This window comes from Exiguobacterium sp. BMC-KP (assembly GCF_001275385.1).
Taxonomy (GTDB): domain Bacteria; phylum Bacillota; class Bacilli; order Exiguobacteriales; family Exiguobacteriaceae; genus Exiguobacterium_A.
This window is the reverse complement of record NZ_LGIW01000015.1, coordinates 470,300-482,188: the sequence shown is the minus strand read 5'-3', so window position 1 is coordinate 482,188 and position 11,889 is coordinate 470,300. Positions and strand designations below refer to the sequence as shown.

The following is an 11,889-nucleotide window of genomic DNA, read 5'->3' as shown; positions in this document are numbered from 1 at the left end:
CTTAGTATTGGTCATTCCTTATCTTGCTGATTCTCTTCATCAGATGGCTCGACATCGCCGTCTTCATCTGAAGCATGCGATAAATCAGGCGCTTCTTCACTTGAAGCTTTACCATCTGGTTGTTCTGTTTTCTCAGCATCGTGGTCTTGATGCTTCGATTCTTTTTCATCCTTCGATTTCTCCGGTACATCCGTATGGTTCTGCGGATCACGTCCAGCAATCTCATCCTTCGTCATGCGGTTCCCAGAAGTAATCGGATCCGTTTCTTTTTCGTGTTGATCAGCCATTCGGCATCCCCCTTAAAATGTACTTGTTCCACATTTTAAGGTATTCCCGACTATCGTCCCGTTAAACCTCTGTTCGTCCCCGCGCGATGTCTTCGACGAGTAAGGATTCGACCGGCTGTGGATGATGGACCTCGTACCCTTGCACATATAATGATTCATCGAGTGATTGAATGTGTTGCAGTTGAGACGGTGTTTCGACTTCTTGAATGACTAACGCGATGTTTAGAGCAGACGTTAAAGATTGAACTGACCGAATCATCGAGCGCTCCAATTGATTCTGAACGAGACGCCGCGTAAAGATCGGATCGAGTTTGACCGCCTGGACAGGTAAACGCAACAACGAGTTGAGTGACGCGTAATGACTGCCGAAATGATCAACGGTCAGACGATAGCCCGCTTGACGCAGTTGTTCCAAGCGTTTGATGGCAAAACGACGACGTGTTTGCAATACTTCTTCTCGGATTTCAAGAATGAGTCGTTCTTCTGGAAAATAAGACTCTTCCGTTAATCGAAGTAACTCTGCAAACAGTTGATCTGACTCGAACTGACTCGCTGATAGATTGACGGCAACCGAAATCTTCCGACCAAACGTTTCCTCTAGCCGACGTTGATCTAGAATGGCCTGACAAATCGTAAAACGACCAATGTCAGGGAAAATATCCATCTTCTCGGCAATCGGAATGAAATCCGTTGGACTAACGAAACCAAGCACTGGGTGATTCCAACGTAGTAATGCTTCAACGGCAACGAAACGTTCTTGTTTCGCATCCACGATCCACTGGTAGTAGAGTTCGAACTGCCCGCGTTCAAGGGCATGGGATAATTCGGTCTCGAGAACGGATGCAAAGGGATGTTGTTCCGCGCTTCGATCCGGATTAACGAACGATGTCCGATGCTTGCCGTCATGTTTGACTTGTTGCATCAAGGCTTCCGCCGCATAAATCTGCGTCTGACGACTCGTCATGTCACCGGTCAAGAGACTGACACCAGATGATGCCGTCACATGAATCGGTTCGTCTGCGACACCAACGATTGGTTTCTCGATCGCTTCCGTAATCATACGGGCATAATCTATTGCATGCTGTTCAAATTCCTGTTCCTGCTCAAGTGCTGCTAGAACAACGAACTCATTACCATCCATCCGTCCAACAACATGATTCGGTAACGGCACATACTTCAAGCGGCTCGCGATTTCCCGTAATACTTCATTCCCTACCCGATAACCATGCGTAGCATTGATCGCATGAAAACGGTCGAGATTCAAGACCATCAAGAAAGCTGGATGAATCGTCACACTGGAAATCAAGCGATTCATATAGCGTTCGTTATAGACATCCGTTAAAGCATCTTTGATGACATACGTTTCGACATTGATTGATTTACTAATGATGTCAGCATACCGTTCCACAAGTGCAATATCCTGCTCCTTGAAGTCGAATGGTTGGTCGTCAAAAGCGCACAATGTTCCGATTTTTTCATTCTCAGCATTCTTGATTGCCACTCCCATGAAACTCCCGTTCCCCAGTGCTTTGGTAACCGGATGATTGACCGTCAACGGATCATTCAGCAATTCGCTGATTGACACCTTTCCATCCGTTTCATCGACGACTAGCTTACAGAGGACGTGTTGGAAGACATGGGTCGATCCTTCTTCGATCAACTGTCGCTCTTGATTGATTGCCTTGACGACAAAGTTACTATATGAATCATTTAATGCAAAAAACAACGTGTTGACGCCAATCCGTTCACTAAGCTTTTCCAGAATCTCTTCGACGAGCGGATGGAGCGCTTCGTAGCGGATATGTGCGTTATTCTTCACCGCGTCTTCCCCCTTTCTTGTTCTGTCGTCGATCATTCGTCAACTGGAAGTTGAATGATGAAGGTACTACCTTCTCCTTCTGTTGATTGAACGGAGATTGCTCCTCCATGATCAAGGACGATCATTCGACAAATCGCGAGCCCTAAGCCGGTCCCACCGATTTTACGTGTATCCGAATTGTCGGCTCGGTAAAACTTATCAAAGATATACGGGAGTGCCTTTTCTGGTATCCCAAGTCCTTCATCGGAAATTTCAATCCGCAGCATGTCAGATTGAATCATACCTTTGATTCGAATCGCACCGCCTTCGGGTGAGTATTTAATCGCGTTCATGATCAAGTTCGTAAACAGTTGCTTCATTTTTTCATTGCTTGCAGGAATCGTATAGGAACCGGGCTCGAACTGCACACTGATCCGATGCGCCCGACTTGCGAGATCAAACATCGGTTTCATCTCGAACATCAGCTGCTTCAGATCGAGCGGCTCTTTTTGTGTGCCATGCGTCGAGTCCTCACCTTTTTGAATTTCTAAGATATCATTGATTAATTCCGCCAACCGGACCGTTTCCGAGTGAATCGTCTGGAGATAACGTTGCTGACGCTTCGGATCCACTTCTCGTTTCATCAGTAGCTCTGTAAAGCCCATGATCGAAGAGAGGGGTGTCCGTAACTCGTGTGATACGATCGAAACGAACTCTGCCTGCTTGAGGTCAAGTTCTTTATCCTTCGTCACGTCACGTAAGACGAGCATCATTCCCCATTCGACGTTTGCAATCGCAATCCGTTCAGCATAGGCACTCAGCAATAAGTTCCCCCGAAATGCGGAAAGTTCGATCGTTTCTCCTGGTATATCCCCGTTCATCAGTTGACCGATGTAGTCATGAAGCGCTTCTGGCTGATCGACGTGTTCGAACAATGATGTTGCCCGTTCATAAGCATGCCGGAATCCTTGCGCTTGATTGACGAGTTTTGGAGGAAACATGTTCAACAAGGCTTGGTTCGCATAAATCTGTTCGCCGCTACTCTCAATGTAGAGGACAGCTTCCCGAATCGAATCAAGGAGCTGATACGTCTTGATTTTTTCATGCTCCATTTGATGGAACAACAGATGGCGTTCAAGTGTCATCCCGAGTTTTCGAGATAAATCTAGTAAGTCTCCGACTTGTTCGAGATTGAATTGAGGAAAAGCATGACGGATGTAGAGTAATCCGACGACTTGTCCATTACTTGGTGACTGGACTGGAATCGCGGACTCATACTGATCATCTACCGGCAACTGGACGGATTTACGCATGACGAACGCACGACGTAAGACCGAATATTGATCGAGGTCTTTTTCAATCAGCTCCATCTCATCGATGCCTTGTGCAACGAAATGATTCAACTGCTCGCGACGATACAAGAGAATCGCCCCCTCTTCGATCCCAAGGAGTTGTAACAAGATTGTGAGGACCGTCTCACAAGCCGCTTCGACATTTTGTGTCGCTAACGCTTCCATGATTTCATTGCGCTGCTTCAATTTTAATTCCACTTCCCGTAAATTCTGTTGCAAGCGGTCGATTTCACGTTGATCGAGTGTCGTGAGTGGTGCTTCAGCTGTTGCCGGAAGCGTCCCTTGGCGCAATCGGTATGGACGATCCTTCGAATGGTCGCGTAAAATTCGTTTCAACGTGTATCCTCCTTTCTGATATTATTCCTGTTTCAAATTATAGCATGGTCCCTATTCAATCGACAGTTCGAGTACTACATCACTCATATGCTTGTTTGCACTAATGCACGAAATGCCTCTTCAAAGGCTCGATCGGCGTCACGTGTCCGCTTTTTCGGACCCTTCGTCCGCCCACCTGCTCGCCGGATTTGTTGCCCGACATGACGCGTGTGAAGCAATAGATCGATATTATCGTTCGTGAACTGACGACCGTTTTGATCGATCGCAAGTCCTCCGCGTGCTAAGACAAGTGCTGCTAATCCATAATCTTGAGTGACGACGAGATCCCCGCGTTTCATCCGATTGACGATCGCATAGTCGACGGCATCCGGTCCTTGTCCGACTGTGATCGTCGCCGCTCCATCCCGCACCATTTGATGCGCTGTATCACACACTAAAAAGACGTCATGTCCCTGTCGGTGTCGAATGACGAGATCGACAACGGGACATCCGTCCGCATCTACGAAAATAGACATCTGAATCCTCCCTTATTGTTTCCACTATCAGTGTCACAAACAGAAAGATTTCTTGTCAAGTCGCGCTTCCCATTTGACCCTTCCTTCGTTCTTTCGGACAATGAAAGAGAGAGGATGTGTTGAAATGAACGCTGCGACGTTCCAATCTTTTTACCTGTTATTGAAAAAAACGAAACCCCCGGTCGGTTTATTATCCGCCGCAGTCTCCGTCTCCGTCATCCAAGCGCTAGCTGCACTCGCGATTCCTTGGTTCTTAAAAACATTAATCGACGGCTTTACGGTCGACCGACTGACACCGCAGTTGATCAGTCTGTTCGTGATCGTCTTCGTCGTCCAAGTCGTCGCGAACGCTCTGTCGATCTATTGGTTGCAGATTGTCGGTCAACGGATCGTCGCTAATTTACGGACGCTTCTATGGAAACATTTATTGACACTGTCGATTCCGTTCTACGATGAGACGAAGTCCGGTGAGCTCGTCTCACGACTTAATAGTGACGCGACGACGCTCCAACAATTGCTGTCGGAACAACTCGTTCGCCTACTGACGTCACTCGTTTCGATCATCGGTGCGATTACGATCTTATTCTTCCTCGACTGGCAGATGACACTTGTCATGGTCATCGCTGTGCCCGTGACGCTATTGATCATCATTCCACTCGTTCGGAAGCTGCATAAGATTTCTCGCGAGACGCAAAAAGAACTTGCTGGATTATCTGGCTTTTTTGCTGAGATGCTGGGTGAAGTCCGGCTCGTCAAATCACAAGCGACAGAAGACTATGAGCTGGGACGAGGAAAAACGCGGATTGAGAATTTGTACGGATACGGCGTCAAAGAAGGACGAATCCAAGCCCTTCTGTTACCAATCTTTAACGTCACCTTGACGACGATGTTGATTTTAATCATCGGCTTTGGTGCGTACCGGGTCGCGACGAACCAAATCACCGCTGGCGAACTCGTCGCCTTTTCGCTCTATTTGTTCCAAATCATGACGCCGCTCGTGACGATGACTGAATTCATCACGAAATTACAGAAGGCACGTGGGGCAACGGAGCGGATCATCGAACTCCTTGATGAGACACCAGAGTCACCAGGACAACTTGACGCACCTCGTCCCTTCACAGACGTCACCGTCGAACGGTTATCGTTCGGTTATAATGAAACACCCATCTTACAAGACGTCAGCTTTACGTTACCACGCGGTAAAACGACCGCCATCGTCGGTCCGAGTGGTTCCGGTAAAACAACGTTGTTTGCTTTGCTCGAACGCTTTTATCAACCGACGTCCGGGCAGATTCGACTTGGTCACCACCTGATTTCTGATTTGACATTGTCGTCTTGGCGTCAAGCGATTGGTTACGTCGCGCAGGACTCCCCCGTCTTATCCGGGACGATTCGCGATAATCTCGTCTACGGTCTTGCTGAAGATGTCAGTGAGGAACGGATTCGTGATGCTGCCCGTATGGCGAATGCCGATACGTTCATCGAAGAGTTTTCCGAAGGATATGAAACGGAGATTGGCGAACGAGGCGTCAAGTTGTCCGGTGGTCAACGCCAGCGGATTGCCATTGCACGTGCGCTCTTGCGCAATCCAGAAATACTATTACTGGATGAAGCAACGTCTAGTCTCGACTCAGAATCGGAACGTGTCGTTCAAGAAGCGCTGGAGCGCTTGATGGTCGGACGGACGACGTTCGTCATCGCCCATCGTCTTGCGACGGTCCGTCATGCCGATCAAATCATCGTCCTTGAAAGAGGTCGAATTTCTGGGATTGGGACACATGAGAGTCTTGTCGTCGACAATCCATTGTATAATAAGCTCGTAACGCAACAATTCATCGGCACGGAACGTGCAAGGGGGAATCACGTATGAAGACAGTCGGTTTCATCGGATTAGGTGTCATGGGACAAGGAATGGTCCGCAATCTGCGTAAGGCAGGTTTTGCAGTCAAAGGCTACAATCGTACGAAAGAGAAAGGACTTGCCCTCGAAGCGGATGGTGTCGAAATCGTCGACACGATTCAAGAGGTCGTCACGGATGTCGACGTCGTCATCTCGATCGTTGGTTATCCGCAGGACGTCGAACAGATTTACTTAGAGAATGGGATTCTCGATCATGCTGCACCTGGAACGATCGTGATAGATATGACGACATCAAGTCCTGCACTTGCTGAACGGATTGCGAAGGAAGCAACGACTCGTGGGTTACAGGCACTTGACGCACCCGTCACAGGCGGCGACCTCGGTGCGAAGAACGGAACACTTGCGATTCTCGTCGGTGGTGAAGAAGACGCTTTTACGCAAGCGAAGCCGTTGTTTGAAGCGATGGGCAAATCGATTTCGCTCTTCGGTGGTCCCGGTAAAGGACAATCGGCGAAACTCGCGAACCAAATCGCGATCGCCGGCTCGATGATTGGGACAGCGGAGATGCTACTGTTCGTCACGCGGTCCGGCATCGATCCGACGCAATTCATCGAGACGATCAAGTCCGGATCTGCTGGTAGCTGGAGTCTTGAAAACTTGATTCCACGTGTCATCGCTGAAAACTACTCACCTGGTTTCTTCGTTAAACATTTCATCAAGGATATGCGTCTTGCGCTCGAACGAGGAGCCGAGATGGGTATCGCGACACCTGGTCTCGCACTCGTCAAGGATTTATATGAAGAACTTGCTGAGATGGGACACGCTGATTCCGGCACACAAGCACTTTATCTCTTACTCGCCGAACGCTCACGTGCTTCGGTAGAATGAGCAAAAGCCTGTACATGACATCATGTACAGGCTTTTTCGTTCATCCTTCGACGGATGATTGACGGGTTGGTTTCAAGCGTTCATAGAAGTGTGCCATCGTCGTGTCGAAGTACGGCGTCAAGAAGATGACCCCGACCGTACTAAGTAGTGCGAGGATCCCCCAGCCGATGAAACTCAGGTAAAGCATGATCAATTCACGTTTGTGCCCTTTCATCATCCGGCGGCTCTCACCGAGGACTTGCCAAAACGACAATTCAGGTCGGTCGACCAGAATGTACGGTACGAGGCGATACGCTAAGTAAAAGTAGAGTGCCGGTAAGATCAAGAATGACCCGACATACACCAAAACCGTTACGATCGCATAAGCGGCAATCGTCCGGAAAGCACGACGAAACGACGAGAATCCTTCGAACAACGTTCCGATTCCTGCAGACTCTCCGCGTGTGAAGCGTAAGTAAGCAACCGTTCGACCGACTGTCACCGGAGCCAGGACGATCGTCACGACCATGTTCAGGGCGATGAAGCGCACCATACTATCAATGTCGTCTTGATCAAATGACATCCGACTCGCAGCGAGCGCAAAGATGAGGAAGTAGATGATCGAGATGCTTAATCCGACCAACCAACGTCCCTTTAATGAGCCGAGAGCGGCTTGTTTTAATTGTTTAGAATTCATGTCATACCCCTTCATTTCCACTATTTCCATCTTTGATTTTAGCCTAGTCTCGTTGAAAAACCTAGTTATCCTACTCTTCTTTCCACCTGCATCAAGCGAATCGTCGAAAATCCGTCACGAACATATACAAAAAAATCCATTTCTCTCACCTCGTAAGACAAGAAAAATGGACTGATTCATGACATGCTCAACCAAGCAGACGTGTTAATGCCTCGACACGCTCTTTCTGGATGACACCGTCTTGCAAAACAGCTGAACCCACGTGTAGTTCAGATGCATTCGTTGCCTCAAGAAGAGCTTCTGCATTCTCAAGCGTAATCCCGGATCCCGGTAAGATGATCAAATCCGGATAGTCCTTGATCAATCGCGCAATCGTCTCTTTCCCTTCAAGTGCCGTCGCTTGACCACCTGATGTCAAAATCCGATCAACTTCTGGAAAATCAGCGAGCACTTCTGCTGCTTCGAGAATATCACGGCTACTGTCGATTGCCCGGTGGAACGTCAATGACAGCTCCCCTTTATGTTTGATGATCCGACCAAGGAATCCTTCGTCGACTCGTCCGTCAGCCGTTAAGGAACCGACGACAATCCCGGCAGCACCGAGTTCACGGATCAAGTCAATATCAGTGATGATCGTCTCTTCGTCGGCTTTCGAATAGACGAACGACTTACTATGCGGTCGAACGAGGACGTGAACTGGAATCTCAACCGTCGAGACGACTTGACGGATCAAACCATAACTCGGTGTCAATCCCCCTTCGGATAATGCGGAAACGAGCTCGATCCGGTCCGCTCCGGCTTGTTCTGCTGCGACCGCTTCTTCTACGGTCGATGCGATGATTTCTAACATGATACATCCCTCCCGCATCAGTGTATCATGAGACGACCATCCAGTTCACGCGTTCGTTGAACAGTTTCATCTCCCAAGATGGTGGATAAGAGGCTGGACTGAGAACAATTTTTGCACGACGGAACTCCGCCACCTTGTATTTTCGATTTCCTTGGAATTCGTCATTGGCTAAGAAGGCGTAGACATCTTTCGTGCAACTAATGACCGCTTTTTGGATGAGTGACGATTCGATATCATCACTGACGAAGCCTCGCTCAATCTCAGCACCATCAAACGATAGGAAACAGGCATCAAAAGCGTAAGCATCCAGTGCTTGCAATACTTCGACACCGACCGTCTGCCCGTAGGCATCGACCGTTCCGCCAAGTAGCCGAATCTCTCCCTTGAACGGTCCCGTCTTACGGCACTGCTCCAAGTGACTGGCAACTACTAGTGAGTTCGTGACGATCGTCGCGTTACCCGTCAGATAGGGCAAGAGATGCTCGACTGGCTCACCTCGTCCTAAAAAGATACAGGAATAATCACTGAGCCAGCCTTTTGCATAACGCGCTAAGCGGCGAGACAGTTGATCTGTCCGGCGCGAAATCGACGTCTCTCGTTTCCCGCCTTGATAAATCGCTCCCCCATATACGCGTTTTAGCTGACGTTCCCGTTCTAGCTCCTCTAAGTAGCGTCGTACCGTTTCTCCCGAGACATCGAGACGTTCGATCAAATCCTTCGTCATGACTTTTCCTTCCTCTTCCAGCCATTCCATGATGCGTGATTTCCGCTCTTCTCCTAACAACGACACGTGCGCTTCCCCCTTTACAGACAAGTTCTAGTTCTAGTGTATCGAATGTCTGTAAAGGTCTTGTAAATCAGGTGTAAATAAACGTGTAGTTCCTATGAAATGTCGTTGAATTCGTCCGTTATCCGACTTTTTCTAAACAAAAAGACGCCCTAACATCTCAATTTAGATGCTAGAGCGTCAAGAACGTTCATTCAGACGGTTTCTTTGCAAAGAGTGGAATCTTAGACTCTGTTCCTTGGCGAATCCGTTGGATATTATCGCGGTGCTTGAAGATGACGAACAAGGCAAGGACTGTAAAGAACGTTGGAACGATCCAGTCATTCGTCAAGACACCAATCGTGATCGACACGACGATTCCGATACTTGCTGCGACGATCGAACTGAGCGAAACCATCCGGCTCAGACGAAGCGTCGTCAAAAAGGAGACGAGCAGAAAGAAGAATAGGATCGGGCTCGTCACGAGCAACATCCCACCAGACGTTGCGACAGCTTTGCCACCTTTGAACTTCGCGAAGATCGGATAAATATGACCGACGACTGCTGCTAGTCCAGCAAACAATGGGTGAACATCTGCCGCCATCAAAATCGGAACGAGACTCGCGACAGCTCCTTTTCCAAGATCACCAATCAAGACGATGATCCCCGCTTTTTTCCCCAAGACACGGAACGTATTCGTCGTTCCGAGATTCCCGCTACCGTGTTGACGGATATCGATTCCATGCCCCCACTTCCCAACGAGTAGTGCGAACGGAATCGAACCAAGCAGATAGCCAAGAACCAAAATCCCTATGATTTCAATCATAGTTAACCTCCAACCTCTTAGTGACCGACTTTCATATATTCCTCAAGAGTCTGTCCGTTGTTTTTAATTTGTGTCGCGACATCGACACCGACATAACGAATGTGCCATGGCTCATACGTATAACCTGTCCGCGACTGGAATCCACGGTCGTAACGAACGATGAAACCATACTTCGCTGCATTATTCGCGATCCATTTTCCTTCTTTCGTATCACCAAGAGCAGCTGTTAATCCGTTACCTACGCTTGGTGATGAGATATCGAAAGTGAGACCTGTCTGGTGTTCACTATGGCCAGGACGAGCTGAATATTGATCAGCAGCTGCCTTACCATCACGTGCGACATAATTATTATACAATACTTTTTGACGTGCGCCGGAACGGAATCCACTGACAGCGTTCAATGTCACGCCTTCACTTTTTGCAGCAGCAAACATCTTTTCCATCTGTTTCGCTGCCGGCGCTCGCATGTAGCTTTGCTCAAGTACACCCGAGTAAGAGAAGCTGACGTTTGGTACGACGAGATCCGATGGTTTGTAGTCGATCGGTAAGCTGTATTTCTTGTTGACGACGACGAGATTACCAAGCGATAAGTCAGCCTTCGCTTCTGCTGACTTATCGTCAACTTGCGTTTCACCTTTCGATTTTGATTGTTTTTCTTGGTTTGGATCCTGCGAAGACTTGTTCTTGTTGCTAGTCGTTCCTTTTTGTTTGTCTGTTGAATTATTATCTGAAATAGTTGTATCATCTTTCTTTTCTGTTTCATCCTTCGTTGCTTCATCCGAAGAATCTTGATCTTCTTGTGTTGCCTCATCAGACGCATCGTCTTTTGTTGTTTCGTCTTTTGTTGTTTCGTCTTTTGTTGTTTCGTCTGTTTTGTTTGTTTCTTCTTTGTTCGTGTCTTTTGCTGTGTCTTCTTTTTTCGTTTCTTCGTTTGATTGTGTTGTCTCATCTGATTTCTGTTCAGTTTTCGTCGTATCATCCGCTTGTTGATCCCCAGGATTACATCCTGCAAGGAGAAGCGCTAATGTACTAACGGTTACGATTTTTTTCATGAGTAAGACCCCTCTTCTTTTTATGCTTCTCTATGTTACCGCTAATCGCTGTATCCGTCGACCCTTCTTCAGACGAATGGATTAGACCACATCCTACTCTAGCTACTTCATTTTCGCAAATGATATTCGATTTGTCATCGGTCCTTAGTACCAAGTACTAAAAATTATCGATTGACCTCATAATAAAATGAAAAAGCGGAACCGATTCAACAAATCGATCCCGCTTGTATTGTATCTCACGCCTCCGTCAACAGGGCTGCATCCGTTTCGCTCATCTTCTCATAGATGTCGTGCCAGTTCGGGAACACCTTCGGCAAACGAATCGGACGGAAGTTTTCCTTTTTGACGACGACATGTGTCGTCTTCGCAGATACCGCAAGCTTCCCGTCCGGATGCTTGACGGTATACCCATAAATCGTCCGCAGTCCATCGTAATGATCAATCCAGACCGTGACGACTGCCGTATCACCGTACGTCAACGAACGTTTATAATCGAGATTGACATTCGTAACCGGAGAGACATATCCCGCATCTTCCATTTCCTTATAGTCAAGACCCAAGGATTGGATTAATTCTGTCCGTGCCAGTTCCAAATAGACGAGATAGTTCGAATGATAGACGATGCCCATCATGTCCGTCTCGGCGTATCGGACAGGTATTTCAATCGTGTGCATGTAGCTTCC

12 protein-coding genes are annotated in these 11,889 nt (G+C 47.9%); 2 read left to right on the top strand and 10 right to left on the bottom strand.

The features are described from left to right. Positions 1-11: 11 nt before the first annotated feature. The 4 genes from ADM98_RS07940 to ADM98_RS07925 all read right to left on the bottom strand — a co-directional run bounded on the left by ADM98_RS07940 (position 12) and on the right by ADM98_RS07925 (position 4,288). Complete coding sequence (locus ADM98_RS07940; RefSeq protein ID WP_053453000.1) at positions 12-287, bottom strand: hypothetical protein; 276 nt, start codon at positions 285-287, stop codon at positions 12-14. A 61-nt stretch (positions 288-348) separates the two neighbouring features. Beyond that, positions 349-2,106 carry an EAL domain-containing protein gene (locus ADM98_RS07935; RefSeq protein ID WP_235504851.1) on the bottom strand — a complete coding sequence of 586 codons (1,758 nt, stop codon included), beginning with the start codon at positions 2,104-2,106 and terminating at the stop codon, positions 349-351. Positions 2,107-2,138: 32 nt separating this feature from the next. Beyond that, positions 2,139-3,773: an ATP-binding protein gene (locus ADM98_RS07930; protein WP_235504850.1), complete on the bottom strand. Its 1,635-nt coding sequence runs from the start codon at positions 3,771-3,773 to the stop codon at positions 2,139-2,141. An 83-nt stretch (positions 3,774-3,856) separates the two neighbouring features. Further along, a complete protein-coding gene (locus ADM98_RS07925) occupies positions 3,857-4,288 on the bottom strand; it encodes a YaiI/YqxD family protein (RefSeq protein ID WP_053452998.1) in 432 nt (143 codons plus the stop codon). Positions 4,289-4,412: 124 nt separating this feature from the next. On the opposite strand from ADM98_RS07925, the gene ADM98_RS07920 reads away from it, so the two are divergent. Next, the gene (locus ADM98_RS07920) at positions 4,413-6,158 is read left to right on the top strand and encodes an ABC transporter ATP-binding protein (RefSeq protein WP_152910961.1); all 1,746 of its coding nucleotides are present in this window, start codon (positions 4,413-4,415) and stop codon (positions 6,156-6,158) included. Beyond that, positions 6,155-7,036 carry an NAD(P)-dependent oxidoreductase gene (locus ADM98_RS07915; RefSeq protein ID WP_053452997.1) on the top strand — a complete coding sequence of 294 codons (882 nt, stop codon included), beginning with the start codon at positions 6,155-6,157 and terminating at the stop codon, positions 7,034-7,036. The genes ADM98_RS07920 and ADM98_RS07915 overlap by 4 nt, the downstream gene beginning before the upstream one ends. Before the next feature lie 40 nt (positions 7,037-7,076). Here ADM98_RS07915 and ADM98_RS07910 read toward each other — a convergent pair whose 3' ends face one another. From ADM98_RS07910 to ADM98_RS07885, 6 genes are all read right to left on the bottom strand, one after another. Next, on the bottom strand, positions 7,077-7,712 hold the full coding sequence (locus ADM98_RS07910; protein WP_053452996.1) for a DUF975 family protein: 636 nt from the start codon (positions 7,710-7,712) through the stop codon (positions 7,077-7,079). Between the two features lie 187 nt (positions 7,713-7,899). Further along, positions 7,900-8,562: a copper homeostasis protein CutC gene (locus ADM98_RS07905; RefSeq protein ID WP_053452995.1), complete on the bottom strand. Its 663-nt coding sequence runs from the start codon at positions 8,560-8,562 to the stop codon at positions 7,900-7,902. Between the two features lie 25 nt (positions 8,563-8,587). Continuing rightward, complete coding sequence (locus ADM98_RS07900) at positions 8,588-9,352, bottom strand: DeoR/GlpR family DNA-binding transcription regulator (RefSeq protein ID WP_053452994.1); 765 nt, start codon at positions 9,350-9,352, stop codon at positions 8,588-8,590. 187 nt (positions 9,353-9,539) lie between these two features. After that, complete coding sequence (plsY, locus tag ADM98_RS07895; protein ID WP_053452993.1) at positions 9,540-10,154, bottom strand: glycerol-3-phosphate 1-O-acyltransferase PlsY; 615 nt, start codon at positions 10,152-10,154, stop codon at positions 9,540-9,542. Positions 10,155-10,171: 17 nt separating this feature from the next. Then, positions 10,172-11,206, bottom strand: coding sequence for a M15 family metallopeptidase (locus ADM98_RS07890; protein WP_053452992.1), 1,035 nt, complete (start codon positions 11,204-11,206; stop codon positions 10,172-10,174). Positions 11,207-11,442: 236 nt separating this feature from the next. Next, positions 11,443-11,880: an acyl-CoA thioesterase gene (locus tag ADM98_RS07885; RefSeq protein WP_053452991.1), complete on the bottom strand. Its 438-nt coding sequence runs from the start codon at positions 11,878-11,880 to the stop codon at positions 11,443-11,445. Positions 11,881-11,889: the final 9 nt, after the last annotated feature.

What these genes read in the sequence shown, in the direction of transcription:
- ADM98_RS07940 (WP_053453000.1), bottom strand. Translation starts at nt 287, where the DNA reads ATGGCTGATCAACACGAAAAAGAAACGGATCCGATTACTTCTGGGAAC.
- ADM98_RS07925 (WP_053452998.1), bottom strand. Translation starts at nt 4,288, where the DNA reads ATGTCTATTTTCGTAGATGCGGACGGATGTCCCGTTGTCGATCTCGTC.
- ADM98_RS07920 (WP_152910961.1), top strand. Translation starts at nt 4,413, where the DNA reads ATGAACGCTGCGACGTTCCAATCTTTTTACCTGTTATTGAAAAAAACG.
- ADM98_RS07915 (WP_053452997.1), top strand. Translation starts at nt 6,155, where the DNA reads ATGAAGACAGTCGGTTTCATCGGATTAGGTGTCATGGGACAAGGAATG.
- ADM98_RS07910 (WP_053452996.1), bottom strand. Translation starts at nt 7,712, where the DNA reads ATGAATTCTAAACAATTAAAACAAGCCGCTCTCGGCTCATTAAAGGGA.
- ADM98_RS07905 (WP_053452995.1), bottom strand. Translation starts at nt 8,562, where the DNA reads ATGTTAGAAATCATCGCATCGACCGTAGAAGAAGCGGTCGCAGCAGAA.
- plsY (WP_053452993.1), bottom strand. Translation starts at nt 10,154, where the DNA reads ATGATTGAAATCATAGGGATTTTGGTTCTTGGCTATCTGCTTGGTTCG.
- ADM98_RS07890 (WP_053452992.1), bottom strand. Translation starts at nt 11,206, where the DNA reads ATGAAAAAAATCGTAACCGTTAGTACATTAGCGCTTCTCCTTGCAGGA.
- ADM98_RS07885 (WP_053452991.1), bottom strand. Translation starts at nt 11,880, where the DNA reads ATGCACACGATTGAAATACCTGTCCGATACGCCGAGACGGACATGATG.